Here is a 22,906-nt window from a genome sequence, read left to right on the forward strand (position 1 = left end):
TTAACATGTTGGATCTTAATCAGCGCTGAAAGCGCAGCAGGAAAACCTCAACGAAGAACTGTCATTTGCTGTTGAGCATAAAAAACCCTGGCAGTTTGGTCACTGGCACAGTGGCGAAATCAGGACCATTGAATGCACTGCGAATGCCGGACATGGCGATTTCGGGCAGTTCACGCTGATCGGCAAAGACCTTCGTGGCAACGAAAACTTCAAGGTCTCACGTTGCCCCGCCTGTATTCGCGATGAGATCGCTCAGGTCGACGAGAAGCTGCGTTCGCTGCGCGTGTCTGACCTGCTGAGCGAAGCCGGGATTGCCCGCCGCTTTGAACATTGCGAATTCGCCACTTATCAGCCCGTAACCCCGGGCGCAGCCAAAAACCTTTCAGCCTGTCAGCGTTATGCCGAAAGCTGGCCAGACCGCCTTGCTGCAGGAACCGGACTGGTGATGCTGGGAAAATGCGGGACAGGCAAAAACCACCTCGCCGTTTCTCTGGCGAAAACCATCATTCGTAACCATCTTGCGCGGGTGGAAATCACCGACGTTATGCGCCTGACCCGTGCCGTAAAAAACACCTGGCGCAATAATTCCGACCACACCGAGGATGACGTACTGGACCACTTCATTTCACTGGATCTGCTGATTATCGACGAGGTGGGTGTGCAGTTTGGCAGCCTGGCCGAATCAGCCATCCTGCAGGAGGTTATCAATGCCCGCTACGAGAGTATTTTGCCTACCATCCTGATCAGTAACCTGACATTTGACCAACTGAAAGATGCGATTGGTGAGCGCATCGTCGATCGCGTCACTGACGGCGGGCGAAACCGCCAGGTGTTTAACTGGGAAAGCTATCGCGGCAATGGAGTGACCGAATGACGCCTGTGTGGAAAAACACCGATCTGGAAGGGGCGGTGATTGGCGCAATACTCCTGCGTGGTGCGGATCCCGAAGTGATGGATGTGATATCCCGACTGCCGGCAACCGCGTTTTCTGTCAGCCAGTACCGGGATATTTACGCCGGGGTATGCCGACAGGCAAGAGGCACTGGCGTTATTGACCCGATACTGCTGTGCGGTCAGATGCCCGGGTATGAGGCCATTATCAGTGCCACGGCCCCCATCGCCTGGGCAAAATCCTCGCTACCCTCGTATGTCGCAACACTGATGCGCAATGCAGCTGTCCGGGATGCGTATCAGGTTATCGAAACCGCGATGGATAGTATCTGCAATGCTGCTACCGGTGAAGCTGCTGTGGCTGCACTGGAGCAGGCACAAAGCGCTATGGCCTGCATCGGTATCGATGACGGACTGGTGCAGCCTGTTGCGATTGATGAGTTACTCCCGGGCGTCGTTGAGAAGGTGGAAGCCAGAATGCAGGGGCGCGACGCGGGTCACCTGCTGCTTACCGGCATTACTGAGATGGACGAGAAAACGGGAGGTATTGAACCTGGTGACCTGGTGTTTATTGCCGCGCGCCCGTCAATGGGCAAGACAGAACTGGCGCTGGATATTATCGATAAGGTGTCAGAGCGGGGGCAGGGCGTACTGTTCTTCTCGCTGGAGATGTCCAGTATTCAGATAACCGAGCGCATGGTTTCCGCCGCGGGCGGAATGCCCGTATCGCGCCTCAAGGCCGCAGACAAATTTGAAGATGAGGACTGGGCGCGACTGACGACAGGCGTCGGGCGACTGACCGGGCGCAAGGTCTGGATGGTTGACGCCACAAACCTGACGCTTGATCAGATTAGCCAGACAGCCACCCGGTGGAAGATTGCACACCCGGAAATGGCACTGGTGGTCATTGATTATCTGGCGCTTATCAGGATACAGAGTGCCGCACGATATGACCTGGCTGTTGGTGAGGTGTCGAAGGGGCTAAAGAGGCTGGCAAAGGCAAACCAGATACCCGTCATCGCCCTGAGTCAACTTTCCCGCGGCGTTGAATCACGCCCCAATAAGCGCCCAATGAACTCTGATTTAAAAAACTCCGGGGAAATCGAAGCGGATGCGGACATCATCATGATGCTCTACCGCGATGAAGTCTATAACCCGGAGTCAATGGCGAAAGGTATCGCCGAAATCAATGTCACAAAACAACGCAACGGTGCGCTCGGCACGGTATATCGCCGTTTCTTTAACGGACACTTCCTGCCCGTCGACCAGGATGAGGCCCGCCGCCGGTGCACACCACAACAAAGAACACAGACTAAACGTTATAGCGGTCAGAAGTGGGAGAATGCGCAATGAAAATGGAATCAGGTCTCAAACATTTCAGCCCACAGGGATTACTCATCAGCGAAATATCGGGAGAGAACAATGCGTGATATTCAAATGGTGCTTGAACGATGGGGAGCATGGGCCTCTAACGAAGGTTCTCGGGTTGACTGGTCTCCGGTTGGCGCTGGATTCAAAGGACTCATTCCTCAGGCAGGAAAATCCCGCCCGTCCTGCTGTGATAACGACGGCATCATTGTTGATACCGCAGTGGGTATGTTGGGTAAGACCGGGCGCCATGATGAGCTTAAGCTTATTATGCTCCACTACATGTATGACGTTTCGAAATCCACAATTTCCCGCTGGGAGAAGTGCTCTGAGGGTAAAATCAGACAGAAACTGATGATTGCAGAAACATTTATTGATGCCTGCATCATCATGTCAGGAGCGACACTAGAAATGGACGACTGGACGCAGCGAAATCGAGTTGTAAAAGTTGCATAAAAAGCTTTTCGTTACGAATTTTACCTATTATTGTGTTAAGAGTGGTCACTTCGACACACAGCTTAATCATCGAAACCCTGCCTCGGCGGGGTTTTTGCTTTCCGGCGATACGACAGGGGTATTCGCGAGATGCACTGCATCAGTACCCCTGTCACATCGTCGTATAGCATTGAAACGAACGTCTTCAGATGTTAAATTTGACGCATGGTGAATCCCCCTGTGCGGAGGGGTGTAAGACAGTCTGTTGTCTCTGTGGCTTACACGGGCAGGTGCATAGTTGCCCGACTGCCCACCGGGAGGCACCCGGCATCATACATAACAACTATAAAACTAACCCTGATTTATGACCTGTCCCGTGGCAGGTTTTTTTTATGGTCAAAGCGATTGTTTTGATTTAACGATGAGTTTAACTCGTTGACGAATTAGCTCTGGCAATTTTATATTGTCCATGTGGTGAATCCCCCTGAGCGGAGGGGTGTAATCAGTTGAAGTTGTGTTATTACACACATGCCCTGGTTAACTGACCGAAGGCATACCGGGAGGCACCCGGCGCCACAGTATTCTCTGTTTTGTTATTTTTCTCTTTAGGCCTGCTCCCTGTGAGTGGGCTTTTTTTCAATATCCTTATAAAATCCGTCTAGTCATTGACGGCTCTGGTGCAGTGATTTTATATTAGTCCAGTGGTGAATCCCCCTATGCGGAGGGGCGTGAACAGCATTGCTTTATTTGCTAAACCGTATGCGCGAGTCATGGTGGCTGACCAAAGGCTCACCGGGAGGCACCCGGCACCACACAATGCCACTAAGCTATTTGGTAGTGGGGTTGTCGTTTCGGCTTCTCCAGCTATGTTTAAAAGGCAGTAACGGAAAAAGCGAGCGCTCTCCTGGTAAATCGGTAGCTCGGACTATTAGGTACTTCTCGATCCGGTACAGAATCAGCATTGCCTACATTTCTGCCCGTTCCTCTGAGCGGCTTTTTTATTGAACATCGCATAACCATGATAACAATGCATCCATGATTTTGTTGGGGTAAAATCAACAAATTGTCATCACCAAGCGAATCATTTCATGGGATTAAAATTTCAACCTGCTGTGCGTTCTGTTCTGATGTGCGATTTTGCATGAATGGTTATGCCTGAAATTGTCAAAAAGAGACCGATAGTAGTTGTCGCGAGGAACCGCCACCATAATCAATTGGTTACAGTGGTGCCAATCAGCACAACCGCACCCATTCAGATAAGAGATTGTCACCATGAGCTATCTGTTAATCCCATCCCTGGCAATGAGCATATTGCTTGCTGGGTTAAATGCGACATGGTTATGACGGTATCACTTGCAAGGCTTGATAGAATAAAGATTCGAACATTGGAGGGGCGTAGTTACATCGTTCCTCAAATCAGCACGCAAGAGTTTGAGTTGATCAGGAATGGAATACTTCATGGCATGGGGATGCCTCACTTAATTAGATAGCTTATGGTTTTGGTATCTTGAATTGTCCGGCCATGTCTTGGGTTGACTTATGTTAATTGTTGCCTAATACTGTGCCCGTACCCTTATGGGACTTGTGAGACTTCCGCCAGGAAGCCAGGAGCGGCAAGACGGTGATGACAAGCCTGCCGCCCCTGTGGATAAGGCACCTTAACAGGTGCCTTTGTCATTTTTAAGGCTCGCTTCGGCGGGCCTTTTTTGTATTCAGGCCTCACTGACGGCGGCTCATTGCCCAACCGTCAGGCGCTTGCGCTGAGGCCGCCATCTTTGGTCGCTGGACCGTTCCCTCTACTGGTCTGGTTGTGATTGCTCCGGCGACCGAAGCCATTCGCTTGACGTTATTATCCGAAAAAATTTACATTGTTGATGTGGTGAGCCCCCCTGTGCGGCGGGGCATTACTGGTTCTCCTCGGAAGTAGATGCATGCGGAACGCTGTCCAGTCAGTGTTTCACCGGGAGGCACCCGGCACCACGCACAATAAAAATGAGCATACCCTGATTTAGACCTGTTCGTCCGAGCAGGTCTTTTTTTATCCCCCAATCTAACCACACAGCACTTCCCAAAAGCGGAGGTGGAGCATGTATCGAATGGACAAAATCACAACTGGTGTGAGCTACGGTTTTGCCGGAGCAAACGGAGGGTTCTGGGTGCTCCAGCTACTGGATAAAGTCTCGCCCTCGCAGTGGGCGGCAATTGGTGTTCTCGCCAGTATTCTTTTTGGTCTGCTGACGTATCTGACCAATCTGTATTTCAAAATCAAAGAGGATCGGCGAAAAGCCGCCAGGGGCCAGTAATGGGAGCGAAGGCAAAGTTAAGCGCCGCAGTACTGGGTCTGGTCCTTGCTGGTGCGCCAGCAACGGTCATCCTCGATCAGTTCCTCAATGAGAAAGAGGGGAACAGCCTAACTGCATATCGCGACGGTTCCGGCATCTGGACTATTTGCCGTGGTGCCACGCTGGTGGATGGTAAGCCGGTGGTGCAGGGCATGAAGCTGACGCAGGCTAAATGTGACCAAGTGAACGCGAAAGAGCGTGATGCGGCGCTGGCGTGGGTGGACAGAAACATCAAAGTGCCGCTCACCGAACCGCAGAAGGCCGGGATTGCCTCGTTTTGCCCGTACAACATCGGCCCCGGCAAGTGTTTTCCATCGACGTTCTACCAGCGCATGAACGCAGGCGATCGCAAAGGCGCATGTGAAGCTATCCGCTGGTGGATTAAAGACGGCGGCAAAGATTGCCGGGTACGTTCCAACAACTGCTATGGGCAGATTGAACGTCGGGACCAGGAAAGTGCGCTTGCGTGCTGGGGGATAGACCAGTGAGCGCCGAAGCACGCGCCAGCATCATCGTATTACTGATCCTGCTGGTGTCCGGGCTTGGCCTGTTCTTTGGTTCCCGCTATGCGAGCAACAGCAGCCGCGCTGATACCGCTGATGCCAATGTCCTGATGCAGGCGAAAGTCATTCAACAGCAGGCAACAGAAAGTCAGGCATTCAGCGCGCTGGCATCCGGTACCGCAGATGCTAATGCCGCCGTGGACGCCAAAGCAGAAACAACCGTTATCGAATACCGCGAGATACTCCGCCGTGAAAAAACGTGTGATTACCCTGTGCCTGCTTATGTTGCTGACGGGCTGCTCAACTACACGAACAGTCTACGTGCCGGGGCAATGCAATCCGCTACCTCCGGAACTGACAAAGCCGGTAGTGCCCCCACTCCCTCCAGCCAACTGACGTACTGCCAGGCTGTTCTCTGGATAGAACCTCTGCTGGCTGCGATAGAGAAAGCAAACAACCAACTGGCCGCCATCCGGCAGGCTGAACAACTCAGGCAAGGGAAAACGAAATGACGTTCTTTGAGAGTGTATTGCTGTACTTCTCCGCCGCTACCAGTGCATTCCTGCTCATCGCTGGTGGCTGGGTAAAAATCCGTGACTGGTTCAAAGCCCACGCCGAAGCGAAAGCACAGGAAGCCGCAGCGGCTGCAAAGGCCGAAGCCGATAAGGTTGAAGCTCTGGTGCAGGTCCGTCTTAAACAACTCCAGGCAGTATCAGCCGCCGCTCCAGATCCCACAGCAACGAGCACATCCGGCCCGGTGGTTGGTTAACTGCATCATCATAGCCTCGCAATCGCGGGGCTTTTTTATGCGCCTCGCACGCGCACGCCCTAACGATATCTTTCAGTAGTGAGCCTGGGGCATTCCGCTTTATCGGGCGGTCTTCCCGTGCGTCAGGCTCACACCTAAAAGGAAACAAACATGAACTGCCAGATTAAAAAAGTGATCGTCAACATTTCATCACTTGGCTCTACGCTTTCCAGTGATCACCTTACTGTTCACGTGTACGCCAGCAATGAAGCTGAAAAGTTGTTGGTTGGCCGCCTGGATTTTGTGGGCAAAACAGATTCAGGTTTCAAGCGTTCTCTGAATGTGATTTGCCCTGATGGGTTTGAACTCTCGGCCATTGCCGTGGATGAACTCGGCGTGCCACATCCATTTAACGATAGTTGGGGCATTACTGTCGCTGATGATTTGCATTATCCGCGTGGTGGGTTTCTTACGCCTGAAAAGGCTATGAGCAAAGAACTATCCGGTGATGCTGACGCCAGCATTAGTACTATCCACTTAGCTACCTCTTGTACTGGAATTAACCCGTTATCAACTGCGATTAAACTTTCTGATGAGATGCGAGATGCTGTTATTGCCGCCGTTCGTGACAGCGGCCAGTTCGTTGAGAAACCAACTGGCGACGAGCAGCAGTCAGTGGTGTTCAGGGCTGACCGTTTCAAAGTGACGGTTGAGGTAAATGACAGCGGTGAACCCACCATCCAGCGGCAAATCCAGCAGGCTGCTAACGCTGTTATTGAAGCGACAAAAGCAGCACTAACCAGACAAGATGCGGCGATGGCGGATCTGGCTTCCGCTCAGGCTGCTATTACGGAACACATTAACCAGGTTGTGAATAATGCCCTTGCCAATGCTCTTAAGCCTGGTGGTGTGCTGTATGGGCTGCGCTGATGCCCGCGCTAATACCGCGAGCGTGCCGAAAGCGTGGATGCCCAGGCACTACCACGGACCGCTCAGGCTACTGCGATAAGCACCGCAACGAAGGCTGGGAGCAGCACCAGCAGGGCAGGAGCAGACATCAGCGAGGATATGGCAGCAAGTGGGAGATTCGCCGCACTCGCATCCTGAGCCGCGATAACCACCTGTGCCAGTCATGCCTCAAAGAGGGTCGCGCTGTGGCTGCTGTGACCGTCGACCATATCAAGCCGAAGGCACAAGGGGGTACCGATGATGACGCCAACCTGCAAAGCCTTTGCTGGCCTTGCCACCGCAGGAAAACGGCCACCGAAAAGCAATAGTGAAATCATTTCAAATGCAATCATTTCGATGTTAATGATAACGATTATCATCATGGTGGGGGGGGGATCAAATCCCTACAGCCGCGCGCCCCAGGGACCGACGCCTGACCTTTCTTCACACCGCCGCAGGTTGCGAAACTTTTTTTGGGGATCCCCAGCCGATCATTAATAGGAGTTTTCGATTATGTCTGGACCACCGAAAACCCCGAGCCATCTGCGTTTGGTGAGGGGTAACCCATCCAAGCGCCCGATCAACAAAGATGAGCCAAAACCCCCAAAAGGGGTTCCCCCAACTCCGAAGCATTTCGATAAGCAGGGTAAGTACTGGTTTAAGCGATTGGGCGATCAATTAGCAGGGATCGGCGTACTCACAGAGCTTGATGGAAAGGCTCTTGAAATGTTGGTCGACGCCTACGTTGACTATCGACTTATTAAAGAAACTCTGGAACGCGAGGGCGCGACAAAAGCAATCACCACTACTACCGGTGATGTCAGGGTCAAACCGAGCGACTTTTTTGGTGAGAGCCGAGAAGCCAGAAAAGAGGTTAGGGGCTGGCTCCAGGAATTTGGTATGACTCCAGCCAGTCGTTCGAAAGTCAGCGTTGGAAAGTCAGAAGATGATGATCCGCTGGCTGAGTTCATGAAAGCGAGGGATTAATGGCTAAGGTGGCAGAAGGCATACGCTACGCCGAACGGGTGGTGGCGGGGGAAATCGTTGCCTGTGAATATGTGCGCCTGGCCTGCCAGCGTTTTCTTGATGATCTGGCGCATGGTGAGGAGCGGGGCATTTTTTTCAGCGAGGCGCGCGCGCAGCACATCCTCAATTTTTATAAATTTGTACCTCACGTTAAGGGGGCACTGGCAGGCCAGCCGATAGAATTAATGGACTGGCATGTTTTCATTCTGATTAACATCTTCGGCTTTGTTATTCCCCTGGTGAATGAAGCGACCGGGGAAGTGGTTTTGCGTAATGATGGTAGCGGACGCCCGGTGATGGTTCGCCGCTTCCGGACCGCTTATAACGAAGTGGCCCGAAAAAACGCAAAATCAACGCTTTCCTCCGGTGTTGGCCTCTATATGACCGGGGCTGATGGCGAAGGGGGCGCAGAGGTCTATTCAGCGGCGACCACCCGCGATCAAGCTCGTATTGTTTTCGAAGACGCCAAAAACATGGTGAAAAAGGCGAAAGCGACACTGGGGCGACTGTTCGAATTCAATAAGCTGGCGATTTACCAGGAGCAAAGCTCATCCAAGTTTGAACCGTTATCGTCTGACGCCAACAATCTCGACGGCCTGAATATTCACTGTGGCATTGTCGATGAGCTGCACGCACATAAAACGCGTGATGTATGGGACGTTCTGGAGACAGCAACAGGTGCGCGCCTGCAGTCGCTTTTGTTTGGCATCACAACCGCCGGATTTAATAAAGAGGGCATCTGCTATGAGCTGCGCGACTACGCCATAAAGGTTCTGCAGGGCTACAACAGCAAGGTTGAGGGCGCTGTCAAAGACGACAGCTTTTTTGCCATCATTTTCACCCTTGATAAAGGCGATGATCCGTTTGATGAAACGGTATGGCAAAAAGCGAACCCCGGACTGGGCATCTGTAAACGGTGGGATGATCTGCGCCGTCTGGCGAAAAAAGCGAAAGAGCAGGTGTCCGCGCGCGTTAATTTCTTCACAAAGCATATGAATATCTGGGTGACCGCTGAATCAGCCTGGATGGACATGATGAAGTGGGAGGCTTGTGAAGACATCGCGCCCGTGCATGAGCTGAAAACGTACCCGATGTGGGTTGGCGTGGATTTGGCCCATAAAATCGATATCTGCGCAGCCGCGAAGATATGGCGGGCCGATAACGGCCACCTGCATGCGGACTTTAAATTCTGGCTACCCGAAGGGCGTCTGGAAAAATGCTCTGAACAAATGGCGCAGATGTACCGGGGATGGGCCATGCTCGGAAAATTAGAGCTGACCGATGGTGACGTAATCGACCATCATCAGATCAAAGCTGATTTGCTCGACTGGATAGGCGGGCAAAGCCTGAAAGAGGTGGGTTTTGACCCCTGGAGTGCCACACAATTCAGCCTGGCGCTGGCCGAAGAAGGGATCCCGCTGGTGGAGGTGCCTCAGACGGTTCGCAACTTTTCGGAAGCCATGAAAGAGGTGGAGGCGCTGGCGTACGGGGGCAGATTCCACCATTCAAATCACCCGGTAATGAACTGGATGATGTCGAACGTGACCGTCAAACCGGACAAAAACGACAACATTTTCCCTAACAAATCCACACCGGAAGCAAAAATCGATGGCCCTGCAGCGCTGTTTACCGGGATGAGCCGCGTGCTTGTGAACGGTGGCGATGCTCCCGACTTCCTTTCCACTCTCGACCCGGATGACGACCTGTTAATCCTATGAAATCTCTGATTATCGATATTATCGGGCTGTCCGGTTTCGGGCTGCTCACGGGCGGGGTTTACCTGCAATTTGGGCTGGCCCCTGCGTTGATGTTTTCTGGTGGATTGCTGCTTACAGGGGCGCTGTTGACAGCAAAAGGGGGCAAGCGTGTTACTTGATGCCATTTTCCGCAGTGAACCGCTCGAAAATCCCGCCACGCCGCTGACAGGTGAGAGCGCCGACGCTGACAACAGCCTGGGGCGTGATATTTACGTCAGCCCGGTGACCGCCATGAAGCTGGCGGCGGTGTATTCCTGTATTTATGTGATCGCGTCCAATCTTGCGCAAATGCCGTTACACGTCATGCGAAAGAACGGGAATGCGGTTGCTCCGGCGCGCGACCATCCGGTGTTTTACCTGCTGCACGATGAGCCAAACATCTGGCAGACCAGCTATAAATGGCGCGAACTCACTCAGCGGCATGTGCTGGGCTGGGGGAATGGTTATGGCTGGGTGAAGCGCTCCCGTCGCGGAGAGGTACAGTCGATTGAAAACCCGATGCCCTGGGAAACCACTTTACTGAATACCGGCGGTCGCTACACCTACGGGGTTTATAACGAAGAGGGATCATTTGCTATCAGTCCCGACGACATGATTCATGTTCGCGCACTGGGTAACAACCAGAAAATGGGTCTGTCACCGATCATGCAACACGCAGAAACCATCGGTATGGGGATGAGCGGCCAGCAGTACACCAGTTCATTTTTTAACGGCAACGCACGCCCTGCCGGGATTATTTCCGTTAAAAACGACCTGAATGAAGAAAGCTGGTCGCGGCTGAAAAAGGTGTGGCAAAAAGCGGTTGCGGCCTTACGCAGCCAGGAAAACAAAACGATGTTGCTCCCGGCGCAACTGGATTACAAAGCGCTGACGGTTTCCCCGGTCGATGCGCAGATCATCGACATGTCAAAGCTCAACCGCTCGCAGATTGCCGGGATCTTCAACGTCCCGGCGCACATGATTAACGACCTGGAAAAGGCCACGTTCAGCAACATCACCCAGCAGGCCATTCAGTTTGTCCGTTATACGATGATGCCGTGGGTAACTAACTGGGAGCAGGAGTTAAACCGACGACTGTTTACCCGCGCCGAACGTGCCGCCGGGTATTACGTCCGCTTCAATCTTACGGGGCTGTTGCGCGGTACGCCGCAGGAGCGCGCCCAGTTCTATCACTTTGCCATCACCGATGGCTGGATGAGCCGCAATGAGGCGCGTGCCTTTGAGGACATGAACCCGGTTGAAGGGCTGGATGAAATGCTGGTTAGTGTGAATGCCGCAAATCCTGCCAGCGATTTTAAACCCGATAAAACAACAGAGGATAAAACCGATGAATGACCGTGAATTACGGTGTTACAGCGGCGAGGTTCGGGCAGAACAGCAGAGCGATCAGCCCACGCGGATCATCGGTTACGGTTCCGTGTTCAATTCCCGTTCCGAGCCACTCTGGGGCTTTCGCGAAATCATCAAGCCCGGTGCGTTTGATGACGTTCTGACAAACGACGTACGCGGACTGTTTAACCATGACCCGAATTTCATTCTTGGGCGCAGCGCGGCGGGTACGCTATCGCTGAGTGTTGATGAGCGCGGACTGCAATACAACATTCTGGCACCGGATACGCAGACCATTCGCGATCTGGTCATTGCACCGATGGTACGCGGTGATATCAGCCAGTCTTCGTTTGCGTTCCAGGTGGCCCGTGATGGTGACGACTGGTACGAGGATGACGAAGGCATTGTTATCCGTGAAATCAGCAAGTTTTCCCGTCTGTACGATGTCTCGCCGGTGACGTATCCGGCATATCAGGATGCTGATTCCGGCGTCCGCTCTATGAAAGCCTGGCAGGAGGCGCGCAACAGCGGTGCGCTAAAGAACGCCATTAACCAACGAATGGCGCGCGAGCGCCTGCTGACTCTTCTTAACGCGTAAGGAAATTATTCTATGGCACTTCATGAACTTAAACAGAAACGTAATACCATCGCAGCCGATATGCGTGCGCTCCACGAAAAGATTGGCGATACCGCCTGGACTGACGAACAGCGCACACAATGGGGCGCGATGAAATCTGAGCTTGACGCGCTGGACGCCCAGATTGCTCGCGAAGAAGAACTTCGCCGCCAGGATCAGACTTACATTGAAGATCAGGAAGGAGAGCAGCGCCAGCAGCAGGGTAACAATGGCGATCCACAGCAACAGGCCAGTGAACGCCGCGCTGCCGCATTTAATGGCTTCCTGCGCCGTGGCGTGGCTGAACTGAGCGCAGAAGAACGTCAGGCATTACGTGAACTGCGTGCGCAGGGCACCAGTCCTGATGAGCAGGGCGGTTATACCGTTCCGACCCAGTTCCAGAACCGCATTGTTGAATCCATGCGGGCCTATGGTGGCATTGCCAGTATTTCGCAAATCCTCACGACAGCCACCGGGCAGGATATCGCCTGGTCAACGTCCGACGGTACGACAGAAGAAGGTGAACTTCTTGCTGAAAATACCGCAGCCAGTGAGGGTGATACCACGTTCGGTACCGCCATTCTGGGTGCAAAAAAACTCTCCTCCAAAATCATCCGTGTATCCAATGAATTGCTGCAGGATAGCGGTGTGGATATTGAGGCATTTCTAGCGTCACGCATTGCGTCCCGTATTGGACGCGGTGAGGCGAAATACCTTGTGCTGGGTACGGGGGCTGGTACGCCGCTGCAGCCGAAGGGGCTGGCAGCATCAGTGACCAATACGGTCAGCACAGCAGCCGCCGCAACCTTTAAATGGACTGAGCTGAACTCCCTGAAACACGCCGTTGATCCGGCATATCGCAATGGTCCTAATGTGCGCTTTGCCTTTAATGATGCGACGCTGCAGGTAATTGAAGAGATGGTGGACGCGCAGAACCGTCCGCTGTGGTTGCCCAGCATCATTGGCGGAGCACCGGCTACGGTTCTCCAGACGCCATATGTTATCGACCCGGCCATTCCGAATGTTGCAGCGGGCGCTAAGTTCGCTTATTTCGGTGATTTTAACCGCTTCATCATTCGCCGCGTGTCGTATATGACCCTTAAACGCCTGGTGGAGCGTTACGCTGAGTATGACCAGACCGCATTCCTGGCCTTCCATCGCTTTGACTGTGTGCTGGAAGACACTGCAGCGATTAAAGCGCTGGCGGGTAAAGCCGCGTAATCGAACCCCGGAAACGCCTCCACCGCTTCGGCGGTTTTTTTATGCCCGCAGTTCGCTGCGGGCTAAGGAAAATCATGGTTCCTTCACTCGAACAACTGCGGATGCAGTGCCGTATTGATGACGATGACACATCAGGCGACGCTCTTTTAACGCTGATGGCGGCGGCGGCACGAAAGCGTGCGGAAAACTTTATCAACCGTAAGCTGTATGACGTGGTCGTACCTGACACCGATCCTGACGGTCTGGTTATCAGCGAGGACATTTGCCTCGCGCTGATGCTGCTGGTGGGCCACTGGAATGAGAGCCGGGAAGAAGCCACCGAAGTGGCAAAAATGAGTATCCCCTGGGGCTTCGCTTCACTGCTGGAGCCTTATCGCTATATTCCACTTTAGGGGGTGTTATGCAGGCTGGTCGAAATCGTCACCGTGTCACCATACAGAATTCAGTAACAGTCAGGTCACCTTCGGGCCAGCCTAAACAGGACTGGCAGGATGGGAAAACTGTTTGGGCTGAGGTGAAGGGCATCAGCGGGCGCGAACTGATGGCCTCAGGTGCAGAAAAAGCCGAAGCCACGGTGCGTGTGTGGCTGCGGTATCGTCAGGATATTTCTGCAGCGTCTCGCCTTAAAGTGCTGACTGGCCCGTTTCGTGGGCAGTTGCTTGAAGTCTCCGGTCCGCCTGTCCCTGATGAACGAGCCACACGGCTGGAAGTTCTCTGCAAGCAGGGGGTAAAAGCGTGATTGACCATAAACTGGATTTTTCAGGCCTGCTGGATATCTCCCACGATATGGAGTTGCTCAGCAAGGCGGAGAACAAAAAGGTTTTGCGTGACGGGACACGGGCCGGGGCAGAAGTGCTTAAAGAGGAAGTGATTAAACGCGCACCGGAGCGTACCGGGAAACTGAAACGCAACGTTGTCGTGGTCACGAAGCGGGGCAGCAGAAATGCGATCTCGTCCGGTGTCCATATCCGTGGCGTTAACCCCGAAACGGGAAACAGCGACAACACCATGAAAGCCAGTAACCGGCGCAATGCGTTTTACTGGCGTTTCGTTGAGTTAGGCACGTCGAATATGCCTGCACACCCGTTTGTGCGTCCTGCGTTTGATGCGCGGCAGGAAGAAGCGACACGCGCCGTGATCGCCAGGATGAATAAGGCGATAGATGAGGTGCTGTCAAAATGACTGAGGCAACGATTTATGCGCTGATTGGTGCACTGGCAGACGGTCAGGTTTATCCGTACGTGGTTCCGCTGAATGCACAGGGGGAGCCTGCCGTCAGTCCACCCTGGGTTGTCTTCTCGCTGCCGACTGACGCAATGGCCGATGCGCTCTGCGGGCAGGCTGAATCCACTGTTTCGGTTCAGGTGGATGTGTACTCTCTCGATCTGGATGAGGCCCGCGAAATTCGTGATCAGGCACTTGCCAGCCTGTCTGTACTTGGGCTGGAAAACATTAATAAGTTTCCACTGTATGAACCAGAGACCCGTCTTCACCGCGCCTCGCTTGAGGCATCTGTGATTGTCTGAACCGTCACGCATCATTAATCCAATAACCCGCTCCGGCGGGTTTTTTTACATCTGGAGCAAACATGACCAGTAAGTATGAAAAAACAAAGGGCACGCAGATCGGTATCTCTTCTGCGCCCGTCACAGAAGACGATTTTAAGGCTGCAGGTTTCCCGACGGCAGGCGTGACGTTCCTTGAGGCTGAATGCGCCACGAAGGAAATCAGCTACACAGGCGGCCAGAAAAGTGACATTGATGTCACCACGCTTTGCTCCACCGAGCAGGAGCAGACCAACGGCCTCGCGGCTCCGGCAGAAATGTCCATTTCCCGTAACTGGGTGGGTGATGAAGCCGCGCAACTGGCGCTGCAGACGGCCTATGAAAATGACGAGCTGCGGGCGCTGAAAGTCGTTTTCCCCTCCGGTAACGGTTTTTATGTACTGGTGGAAGTTCGTCAGAATAGCTGGTCTGCAGCAACATCCCAGGTCGTTGGCGCAACCTATTCGCTTCGCGTGAAAGGCAAGCCGAAACGCATCACGGCAGTAGCATCCGGTTCTTAAGCGCCTGCGGGCGCTTTTTCCCCTCCATTTGATACACAGAGAGTATAAAAATGTCCTTACGTGAACTGGCACTTGCGCCTGATCTGGCTTTCCGCACAAAAATCATCACCGTTCCTGAATGGAAAAATGCAACGGTCACCCTTCGCGAGCCGTCAGGTGATGCCTGGGTTAAGTTTCGCGAATTTCTCACCCCGCCGGAACTTGGAGATGGTGAGGAAGCTCCGAAGCTGACTGCTGCGCAGGAATTTATCCGCAATAAAGAGGCGGACACGATCCTCTTCGTTGATGTTCTTCGCGATGAAGCAGGCGAGCGTGTTTTTTCTGATGATGATATCGGTACCGTCGCAGAAGTTTATGGACAGGTGCATAAACGTCTCCTGAATGTGGCTCTGGCGCTGGGCGTGGATCAGGATCAGGCCGAAAAAAAGTAAAGCAACCTCTCACCTTTTTCCTCATGACGCTGGCGCTCCGACTGGGGCGCACGCTCCACGAACTGCGCAGCACCCTGACGGCCAGTGAGCTGAAAATGTGGATTGCCTATGACCGGATAAGCCCTGTTGGTGACTGGCGCGGTGATGTTCAGGCCGCCCAGATATCGGCGGCAGCATTCAATGCCCAGGGTGGCAAAGCGAATTTGGCTGACCTGCTGCTGAAATGGGGGGCTGAGGACGAGGGTGGTGAAGAAGTTTCTGAGCTTGAAAAATGGATGTCTGACCTTTGATGTTCTATTGATTCTTGTTACGATTTCTTCATCTTTTACCAATGAGGGTGAGGAAATGGCAGTGATAAAAGTACACTTTGCGAACTTTCCATATACTGAAATCAGCACTCATTTTGGAAGTCTAAATATAAAAAACAGTGCATTCCAGTTAACGGGAGAAAGCGTTGCTGCGAATAATTTTCAGTTTTTAGAAATTAGCACTGAGGAAAATGTAAAAAAAATTGCCGGGACCGTTGGTTGGGGTGTAGTAGGCGGGGTCTTGGCTGGCCCAGTCGGTGTTTTGGCTGGGGCATTGCTTGGCGGAAATAAAAAACAGGTTACTTTTACCCTTGAGCTAACCGACGGTCGCAAACTAATGGGAAGTGTTGATTCCAAAGCATATACGGCGATGGTGGCTTCGAAAATGAAATTTGACTCATTGAAATGATCAGTTTCTTTATTGATTGAGATTAAGGACGTGATGAGTCTATTTATAGGAGTTTGGGGTAGTAAAAAGAAGTTAAATTAAAGGCATGACTCCTTTAAAATAATTGTCACATAACCTCGCTTCTGCGAGGTTTTTTTATGGGTGAAATATGGCTACGTTGCGCGAACTAATTATTAAGGTCTCTGCTGACTCCGGCTCTTTTCAGCGTGAAATTGCCCGCGCCTCGCGGATGGGGCAGGACTATTACAAAACAATGGAGCAGGGAGGCAGACAGTCCGCAGCCGTCACCCGGGAAACGCAACGATCAATTGCGGCGCTAAATGCCGAACTGGTAAGCGTGAAATCTACGGCGACGGGTCTGGCAGGCTCGTTTGCCGGGGCATTTGCTACGCATCAGCTTATCCAGTTTGCAGACACCTGGAACCAGTTAAGCGGGCGCTTGCGACTGGCATCCACTGGCGCAGAAGATTTTGCAACCGCGCAGCGCACTTTGATGGATATCAGCCAGCGCACAGGCACCTCGTTTGAGGCTAACGCAACCCTTTATGCTCGCATTGCATCTTCCCTGCGTGATGCTGGCTACGCGTCAGCCGATGTGGCAAAAGTCACGGAAACGGTCGCCACGTCACTGAAATTGTCCGGTGCGAGCACGGAGGAGGCAAGCTCCGTTATCACGCAGTTGAGTCAGGCACTGGGCTCCGGCGTGCTGCGTGGCGAAGAGTTCAACGCCATCATGGAAAACGGTGGCCGCCTTGCGAAACTGCTGGCCGATGGCATGAAAACAACGGTGGGCGGGCTGCGTAATATGGCGCAGAACGGTGAACTTACCACAGATAAAATCGTTCCCCTCCTGACCAATGTCGAATTACTGCGCAAAGAGTTCGCAACGTTGCCAGCCTCCATCAGTGGCTCAGCACAGAAAGTCCAGAACAGCTTTATGGCCTGGGTTGGTAGCGCGAATGATGCACTGGGCGCATCCACGGCGCTGGCGGGTGCACTTGATGGGCTGGCAACCAATCTCAATACAGTTGCGGGTGGTGCTGCTGTGTTGGCCGCCGTTGGCGGTTCACGCCTGTTAGGCAGCATGGTGTCTGGTGTCACTTCATCCGCTACAGACCTCCTTAACGCAAGAAAAGCACAAATTGCTCTGGCTGATGCGCAGGCTTACGCGGCAGCACAGGCACAACGTAAAGCAATGGCTAACGCCAGTGCCGCCACGTCTGCCTATAACCTTGCAGTTGCCGAGGCGAATGTAGCCAAAGGATCTAATGCCTCGGTACTGGCGGCTGATAACGTCATCAAAAAACGCAGCGAAATGATCGCCGCGAATGCTGAGCTTGTTCTTTCAAACCGTGCTGTCACAGCCTCTCAGGAGTCGTTAAACCGTGCCACGTCAGCAGTAGGCCTTATGCGCAGCGGGCTTACGGGACTAGTGTCGCTAGTTGGCGGTATCCCGGGTATGCTGACGCTGGTTGCCGGGGGCTGGTATGCTGCGTACCAGTACCAAGAGCAGGCCCGCCAGTCTGCCCAAGATTACGCTCAGCAGATTGATCAGATCAGGGATAAAACATCAAAGATGTCCCTGGGGGATGCCGACAGTAACAGGGGGAAAACAGTTGATGCGCTGGTGGAGCAAAACCGCCTGATAGATGAGCAGGCCGGGAAAGTGACCGCACTGAAAACGCAGATCGATGATCTGAATTCAGCGCGGAACAAACCAGGCATTACCAGCGAAAATGATGCAAATATCGTTAAGTCGCTCGGTATTCTGACTGACCAGTTAACGGTTGAAGAAAACAAGCTGAACCAGATGCGCGACCGTTCCCATGTCATTCAGAAAGCCCTGGAGGAAATAGAAACAAGACGAAATGATCTAATTCGCGAACAGGCCTGGCGACAAAACGAGGCTTATTATTCGCTGTTAAAAATGACAGGTGCACACTCTGAGTTCAACAGGCTCATGAGTCTGGGTAACACACTTCTCTCTGCACGTAACAGCCTGGTGCAGGTACCAATGGCATTACCGCAGGCCAGCGTGTCCGACAAAGATGCTAAAGCGTTGCTCAATAAGCAGCGTCAGGCAGAACTGGCTGGATTGACGGGGCTTGCCAAGGTTAATAAGCAGGTTGATTTTGACCTGCAGGATATGGGGCGTTCTGGTCCGGATAACTCCGATTTTGCCAAGCGGTGGCGTCGGGCTGCGGTTGATGACTACAACAACACGCAGAACGTGGCAGCGGCACAGAAAGCAAAAGCAGACGCCACCAGGGAAGCTGAAAAGGCTGACCGTGATGCCGCTTCGCAGGCTCAAAGGTATGCCAGCAAAATAGAAGATCTTACTATTGCGACCGAGGTTCAGAAGGTACGCGCCAGTGAGGGTGAAAAAGCGGCTGATCTTTACGCTGCAGCGCACCAGAGCGGCATTAAATGGACAGCCGAACAGACTGAGGAAATTCGTAAGCAGGCCGCAGAGCTGGCCCGATGGACGTCACGGGCTGATGATAACGTTAAAAAACAGCGTGATCAGGCGGAGGCGCTGAAACAGCTTACCGAAGCTACACGTAAATTCCGTGACGAGGCCACAGCAGCGACCGATACCGCAGGGCTGAGTGACAGAGAGCGGCAACGATTTGAAGAACGCCAGCAGATAGAACGAACATTCGACAAAGCAGGGGGTAGAAATTCTACCGAAGCGGTTAAGGCATATAATGTCGCGCTGACTGAGCTTGATAACAAGTACAGAGCTATCGCAGCATCAGAAGCCGACTGGCGTAATGGTGTGTCACGTGGTTATGAAAACTGGCTACAGAACACGATGGACATCGCCGGGACCGTTTCACAGGGAGTTACCACAACGATGGATAGCGCGCTGAATAACGTTTCCTCAATGTTAGTTCGCGGCAAGGCAGACTGGAAAGAGTGGGGGCTGTCAGCCCTTGAAATGATTTCTAAAGTAGCTTTGCAAATGGCTGTTGTCAGCGCCATGAGTAAATCGTCTGGTACATCAGGCCTGCTTGGCTCCCTTATCGGCGGTATTACCGGGCTAATCGGTGGTGGCGGCACATCTTCGGTTATGTCTTCAACATCTGGCACGGTTGTCACCGGACAAAGTTTCTCCGTACCTACACCTCATCTCGCAAATGCCCTGGGTGGTGTTTACGACTCACCTTCACTCAGTGCATACAGCAATGGTGTTTACAGCACCCCGAAAACATTTGCATTTGCCAAAGGCGCGGGAATTTTCGGAGAAGCAGGACCAGAAGCCATTATGCCGCTGACTCGTGCTGCTGATGGTTCTCTTGGGGTACGTGCTGTCAATTCAGGTGTAAATAACGTTCAGACAGCCAGCGGTTCGCCGCAGGTTTATATCACCATCGAAGGTAATGGCAATACCAGCGTTCAGACGGATGGCGGTATGACAGAACAATTCGGCAAGGAGATTGGGAGCTATGTTGAGCGCCGTTATCGCGAACTGATAGCGCGTGATATTGCCCCAGGCGGTGCCGTATGGAATCTGGCTAAAGGAGGTCGTTAATGGCTATCGAAACATTTACCTGGTGCCCGCGCATCAACCCGGAGCAGGAAGTCAGTTTCCGAACACGCAAAGCACAGTTTGGCGATGGTTATGCGCAGGTTTCCGGCGATGGGCTCAATCCGCGCTCGCAAAAGTGGACTCTGGAGTTTACGGGGAACGAAACCTATATCACTGCGATAAAAGCCTTTCTGGACAGGCATGGTGGGGTGAAAGCATTTCAGTGGACGCCGCCGCTTGAACCGCTGGGCTTATACCGTTGTGCAGGCTATAAACCCACGCCGCTGGGCAATAAAAAATACAACCTTTCCGTGACTTTTGAACAGGCGTTTGCACCATGAGTTTAAACAACGATTATCAGAAACTGGAGCCGGGTAACACCGTTCGGTTGTTTGAGGTGGACGGTACCGCGTTTGGCGTTGGCGGGGTTTTGAGGTTTCATAATCAAAATATTCCCCACACAGAAGCGGAAATAACCTCCGCTGGTGGGGATGAGTCAAAACTTCCGGCTAAATCCATCTGGTGGCAGGGCGTCGAGTATTCAGCGTGGCCATGTCAGATTGATGGCCTGGAAAAATCGACAAGCGGTAGTGGTGCAACGCCAAAACTCACTGTTGCGAATCTCGATGGTTCAATCACTGCGTTGTGTCTTGCATATGACGATCTGTTGAAAGCGACGGTAACGATACACGACACGCTGGCGAAGTATCTGGATGCGCGCAATTTTCCTTCCGGCAATGCCACTGCAGATCCCACTCAGGAAACATTGCAGGTCTGGTATATCGACGGGAAAAATTCAGAAACGTCAGAGGCTGTCGAGTTTCGGCTAACCAGCCCGATGGACCTGCAGGGCTTAATGATCCCGACGCGCCAGTTGCATTCGCTTTGCACCTGGTGCATTCGTGGAAAATATCGCTCAGGTGATGGCTGTGACTATGCAGGCACGAAATATTTCGATAAGCACGGGAATCCGGTAGATGACCCATCTCAAGATGAGTGTGGGGGAACGTTGGACAAGGGATGCAAACCAAGATTTGGCGAAGATAACGAATTGCCATTTGGTGGATTCCCCGGCACGTCACTCATCAGGAGCTGATATGCGTCAGAAAACCATAAATGCCATCATGGCGCATGCCGCTAGTGAATATCCCCGTGAGTGTTGTGGTGTCGTGTCGCAAAAAAGTCGAGTGGAGAGATATTTTCCTTGCCGTAATCAGGCTAAAGAACCCACTGAACATTTTGTTCTGTCGCCGGAGGATTATGCTGCCGCCGAGGACTGGGGGACGGTGATCGCTATTGTGCACAGCCACCCTGATGCGACAACACAGCCCAGCGAACTGGATAAGGCGCAATGCGATTTGATGGCTATCCCCTGGCATATTGTCAGTTGGCCGGAAGGTGATCTGCGTATAATCAACCCGCGCGGTGAATTGCCACTGCTGGAGCGGCCTTTTGTGCTGGGGGTTTACGACTGCTGGGGGCTGGTAATGTCCTATTATCGGCAAACGTACGGCATTGAGCTGCCGGATTACCGCGTCGATTATCCGTGGTGGGAGGACAAGTACCCCGATAATTTATATCAGGATAACTGGTATGAATGCGGATTCCGTGAAGTGTCTGGAGACCCGCAACCGGGTGATGTAGTGATCATGCAGGTGCAGTCCAATAAATGGAATCACGCCGGGGTGCTACTGGAAGGCAACATGTTGATGCATCACCTTTACGGTAGGCTAAGCAACCGTGTTCCGTATGGTGGTTACTGGATGGAACGAACAATGAAAGTACTACGTTATAAGGACATGTGTTAACCTTCAATAAAAATGAAGGGGAACAATTGATGAAAAAGCTATTATTTTTATCCATTGCATTAATAACCTGGAATTCTTCTGCAAGACCTCTGACAGAGCCTGAAAGGGAGGCCGTAGAAAAGACCATTAGAGAGGAAATGAAGGATCCTGATGCTGCAAAATTTTATCATCAGGATTATCCATATCCCGACTCTACTTATATGTATTGTGGATATGTGAATGGTAAGAATTCTTATGGGGCATATGCAGGAAAACAATTATTTGCTGCTTTTATTTTTCCTAAAACAGATAAACAAGAATTAACTGTAGCGTCTTTTGATATTAATTCATCAACAGGCGAGCCTACCGATCCTGATGTCCTTGCCTCTATGTGTGCTGGCGCGGGATACGATTTGCCTGTAAAAAAAATCCTTTTCAAAGGGGTTAATGATGACCGGAAAAAGAAAAACATACCGCCACTTGAAAAAAGATACATCAGGAATTAATTAAACCCGCTTCGGCGGGTTTTTACTTGAGGTTGCTATGAAAGAAATAATGATTATGATTGAGCTTGGTGGCATACTCGGTAAAACCTTCGGTAAAGTTCACCGACGCTTGATCAGTACAACCCACGAAGCCACGCGCGCACTGGCAGCAACAATTCCCGGCTTTGAAAAATTCATGATATCCAGTCAGCGGCGCGGACTTACCTACGCGGTATTCAAAGGTAAAAAAAATATCGGAATAGATGATCTGGGATTTCCGGTTACTGGTGAAGTCATTCGGGTCGTACCGGTTATCATCGGCAGTAAGCGTGGAGGATTGCTCCAGACTATTCTCGGTGTTGCCCTTGTTACCGTTGCTGCAATTGCGACTAACGGTGCAGCGCTTGGCTTTGGTGGTACTGCCTTTGCGGGTGGATGGGGGGCTGCTGCTGCAATGGGGATATCGATGTCACTCGGTGGCATTGTACAACTCCTTTCACCACAGACTACCGGGCTGGCAAAAACGCAATCAGCAGACAATAAGCCGTCATATGCATTCGGTAGCGTCACGAATACCACGTCGCAGGGCTATCCGGTGCCTCTGTTGTACGGCAAGCGTCGTATCGGCGGCGCAATTATTTCTGCCGGGATCTATGTCGAAGACCAGCAATAAAAACACTTCAATTTAATAACCGCCTCCGGGCG

At 52.4% G+C, this 22,906-nt stretch carries 31 protein-coding genes; all 31 read left to right on the forward strand.

Annotated elements, in window-relative coordinates:
• Positions 1-25: 25 nt before the first annotated feature.
• Positions 26-874, forward strand: coding sequence for an ATP-binding protein (locus tag MRY16398_RS13465; protein WP_125124576.1), 849 nt, complete (start codon positions 26-28; stop codon positions 872-874).
• The gene (locus MRY16398_RS13470; protein WP_125124577.1) at positions 871-2,244 is read left to right on the forward strand and encodes a replicative DNA helicase; all 1,374 of its coding nucleotides are present in this window, start codon (positions 871-873) and stop codon (positions 2,242-2,244) included. The genes MRY16398_RS13465 and MRY16398_RS13470 overlap by 4 nt, the downstream gene beginning before the upstream one ends.
• A gap of 69 nt (positions 2,245-2,313) precedes the next feature.
• On the forward strand, positions 2,314-2,715 hold the full coding sequence (locus MRY16398_RS13475; protein ID WP_071196280.1) for an antiterminator Q family protein: 402 nt from the start codon (positions 2,314-2,316) through the stop codon (positions 2,713-2,715).
• A gap of 1,130 nt (positions 2,716-3,845) precedes the next feature.
• Positions 3,846-4,184, forward strand: a complete 339-nt coding sequence (locus MRY16398_RS31155; RefSeq protein ID WP_197718610.1) for a type II toxin-antitoxin system PemK/MazF family toxin — start codon at positions 3,846-3,848, stop codon at positions 4,182-4,184.
• A 597-nt stretch (positions 4,185-4,781) separates the two neighbouring features.
• Positions 4,782-4,997 carry a class II holin family protein gene (locus MRY16398_RS13490; RefSeq protein WP_103245751.1) on the forward strand — a complete coding sequence of 72 codons (216 nt, stop codon included), beginning with the start codon at positions 4,782-4,784 and terminating at the stop codon, positions 4,995-4,997.
• The gene (locus MRY16398_RS13495) at positions 4,997-5,524 is read left to right on the forward strand and encodes a lysozyme (RefSeq protein ID WP_125124578.1); all 528 of its coding nucleotides are present in this window, start codon (positions 4,997-4,999) and stop codon (positions 5,522-5,524) included. The genes MRY16398_RS13490 and MRY16398_RS13495 overlap by 1 nt, the downstream gene beginning before the upstream one ends.
• On the forward strand, positions 5,521-6,051 hold the full coding sequence (locus MRY16398_RS13500) for a hypothetical protein (RefSeq protein WP_125124579.1): 531 nt from the start codon (positions 5,521-5,523) through the stop codon (positions 6,049-6,051). Before MRY16398_RS13495 ends, MRY16398_RS13500 begins: the two co-directional genes overlap by 4 nt.
• On the forward strand, positions 6,048-6,308 hold the full coding sequence (locus MRY16398_RS13505; protein ID WP_125124580.1) for a DUF1378 family protein: 261 nt from the start codon (positions 6,048-6,050) through the stop codon (positions 6,306-6,308). Before MRY16398_RS13500 ends, MRY16398_RS13505 begins: the two co-directional genes overlap by 4 nt.
• Positions 6,309-6,458: 150 nt before the next feature.
• A complete protein-coding gene (locus MRY16398_RS13510; RefSeq protein ID WP_125124581.1) occupies positions 6,459-7,217 on the forward strand; it encodes a hypothetical protein in 759 nt (252 codons plus the stop codon).
• Positions 7,217-7,564, forward strand: coding sequence for an HNH endonuclease (locus MRY16398_RS13515; protein ID WP_075203689.1), 348 nt, complete (start codon positions 7,217-7,219; stop codon positions 7,562-7,564). Before MRY16398_RS13510 ends, MRY16398_RS13515 begins: the two co-directional genes overlap by 1 nt.
• Complete coding sequence (locus MRY16398_RS30595; RefSeq protein WP_172600609.1) at positions 7,494-7,733, forward strand: hypothetical protein; 240 nt, start codon at positions 7,494-7,496, stop codon at positions 7,731-7,733. Before MRY16398_RS13515 ends, MRY16398_RS30595 begins: the two co-directional genes overlap by 71 nt.
• A 15-nt stretch (positions 7,734-7,748) precedes the next feature.
• Positions 7,749-8,222, forward strand: a complete 474-nt coding sequence (locus tag MRY16398_RS13520; RefSeq protein WP_125124582.1) for a phage terminase small subunit P27 family — start codon at positions 7,749-7,751, stop codon at positions 8,220-8,222.
• On the forward strand, positions 8,222-9,979 hold the full coding sequence (locus MRY16398_RS13525) for a terminase large subunit (protein WP_125124583.1): 1,758 nt from the start codon (positions 8,222-8,224) through the stop codon (positions 9,977-9,979). The genes MRY16398_RS13520 and MRY16398_RS13525 overlap by 1 nt, the downstream gene beginning before the upstream one ends.
• Complete coding sequence (locus MRY16398_RS30600) at positions 9,976-10,137, forward strand: hypothetical protein (RefSeq protein WP_165158537.1); 162 nt, start codon at positions 9,976-9,978, stop codon at positions 10,135-10,137. The genes MRY16398_RS13525 and MRY16398_RS30600 overlap by 4 nt, the downstream gene beginning before the upstream one ends.
• On the forward strand, positions 10,127-11,353 hold the full coding sequence (locus MRY16398_RS13530; protein WP_125124584.1) for a phage portal protein: 1,227 nt from the start codon (positions 10,127-10,129) through the stop codon (positions 11,351-11,353). The genes MRY16398_RS30600 and MRY16398_RS13530 overlap by 11 nt, the downstream gene beginning before the upstream one ends.
• Positions 11,346-11,945, forward strand: coding sequence for an HK97 family phage prohead protease (locus MRY16398_RS13535; protein WP_071196294.1), 600 nt, complete (start codon positions 11,346-11,348; stop codon positions 11,943-11,945). The genes MRY16398_RS13530 and MRY16398_RS13535 overlap by 8 nt, the downstream gene beginning before the upstream one ends.
• Before the next feature lie 12 nt (positions 11,946-11,957).
• The gene (locus MRY16398_RS13540; RefSeq protein ID WP_125124585.1) at positions 11,958-13,184 is read left to right on the forward strand and encodes a phage major capsid protein; all 1,227 of its coding nucleotides are present in this window, start codon (positions 11,958-11,960) and stop codon (positions 13,182-13,184) included.
• 74 nt (positions 13,185-13,258) lie between these two features.
• Entirely contained in the window at positions 13,259-13,576 is a 318-nt protein-coding gene (locus tag MRY16398_RS13545; RefSeq protein WP_110296789.1) for a head-tail connector protein, read from the forward strand.
• 8 nt (positions 13,577-13,584) lie between these two features.
• Entirely contained in the window at positions 13,585-13,923 is a 339-nt protein-coding gene (locus MRY16398_RS13550) for a phage head closure protein (protein WP_103278856.1), read from the forward strand.
• Positions 13,920-14,366 (forward strand): HK97-gp10 family putative phage morphogenesis protein, encoded by a 447-nt coding sequence (locus MRY16398_RS13555; RefSeq protein ID WP_103278857.1) that lies wholly within the window; start codon positions 13,920-13,922, stop codon positions 14,364-14,366. Before MRY16398_RS13550 ends, MRY16398_RS13555 begins: the two co-directional genes overlap by 4 nt.
• Positions 14,363-14,710 carry a tail completion protein gp17 gene (gene gp17, locus MRY16398_RS13560; protein ID WP_125124586.1) on the forward strand — a complete coding sequence of 116 codons (348 nt, stop codon included), beginning with the start codon at positions 14,363-14,365 and terminating at the stop codon, positions 14,708-14,710. Before MRY16398_RS13555 ends, gp17 begins: the two co-directional genes overlap by 4 nt.
• 62 nt (positions 14,711-14,772) lie before the next feature.
• Complete coding sequence (locus MRY16398_RS13565; protein WP_071196300.1) at positions 14,773-15,249, forward strand: phage tail tube protein; 477 nt, start codon at positions 14,773-14,775, stop codon at positions 15,247-15,249.
• Positions 15,250-15,299: 50 nt separating this feature from the next.
• On the forward strand, positions 15,300-15,680 hold the full coding sequence (locus MRY16398_RS13570) for a phage tail assembly chaperone (protein WP_071196301.1): 381 nt from the start codon (positions 15,300-15,302) through the stop codon (positions 15,678-15,680).
• A 23-nt stretch (positions 15,681-15,703) separates the two neighbouring features.
• The gene (locus tag MRY16398_RS13575; RefSeq protein ID WP_125124587.1) at positions 15,704-15,970 is read left to right on the forward strand and encodes a phage tail assembly protein T; all 267 of its coding nucleotides are present in this window, start codon (positions 15,704-15,706) and stop codon (positions 15,968-15,970) included.
• Complete coding sequence (locus MRY16398_RS13580; protein ID WP_125124588.1) at positions 15,927-16,397, forward strand: hypothetical protein; 471 nt, start codon at positions 15,927-15,929, stop codon at positions 16,395-16,397. Before MRY16398_RS13575 ends, MRY16398_RS13580 begins: the two co-directional genes overlap by 44 nt.
• 148 nt (positions 16,398-16,545) lie before the next feature.
• On the forward strand, positions 16,546-19,932 hold the full coding sequence (locus tag MRY16398_RS13585; protein WP_125124589.1) for a phage tail tape measure protein: 3,387 nt from the start codon (positions 16,546-16,548) through the stop codon (positions 19,930-19,932).
• Positions 19,932-20,270 (forward strand): phage tail protein, encoded by a 339-nt coding sequence (locus MRY16398_RS13590; RefSeq protein WP_110296711.1) that lies wholly within the window; start codon positions 19,932-19,934, stop codon positions 20,268-20,270. The genes MRY16398_RS13585 and MRY16398_RS13590 overlap by 1 nt, the downstream gene beginning before the upstream one ends.
• Positions 20,267-21,025 (forward strand): phage minor tail protein L, encoded by a 759-nt coding sequence (locus tag MRY16398_RS13595; RefSeq protein ID WP_125124590.1) that lies wholly within the window; start codon positions 20,267-20,269, stop codon positions 21,023-21,025. Before MRY16398_RS13590 ends, MRY16398_RS13595 begins: the two co-directional genes overlap by 4 nt.
• A 1-nt stretch (position 21,026) precedes the next feature.
• Complete coding sequence (locus MRY16398_RS13600) at positions 21,027-21,737, forward strand: C40 family peptidase (protein WP_125124591.1); 711 nt, start codon at positions 21,027-21,029, stop codon at positions 21,735-21,737.
• Positions 21,738-21,766: 29 nt separating this feature from the next.
• Positions 21,767-22,222: a hypothetical protein gene (locus MRY16398_RS13605; RefSeq protein ID WP_125124592.1), complete on the forward strand. Its 456-nt coding sequence runs from the start codon at positions 21,767-21,769 to the stop codon at positions 22,220-22,222.
• A 37-nt stretch (positions 22,223-22,259) separates the two neighbouring features.
• A complete protein-coding gene (locus MRY16398_RS13610) occupies positions 22,260-22,874 on the forward strand; it encodes a tail assembly protein (RefSeq protein ID WP_125124593.1) in 615 nt (204 codons plus the stop codon).
• Positions 22,875-22,906 lie beyond the last annotated feature (32 nt).

It is taken from the genome of Phytobacter sp. MRY16-398, assembly GCF_003925915.1.
Lineage (GTDB): Bacteria > Pseudomonadota > Gammaproteobacteria > Enterobacterales > Enterobacteriaceae > Phytobacter > Phytobacter diazotrophicus.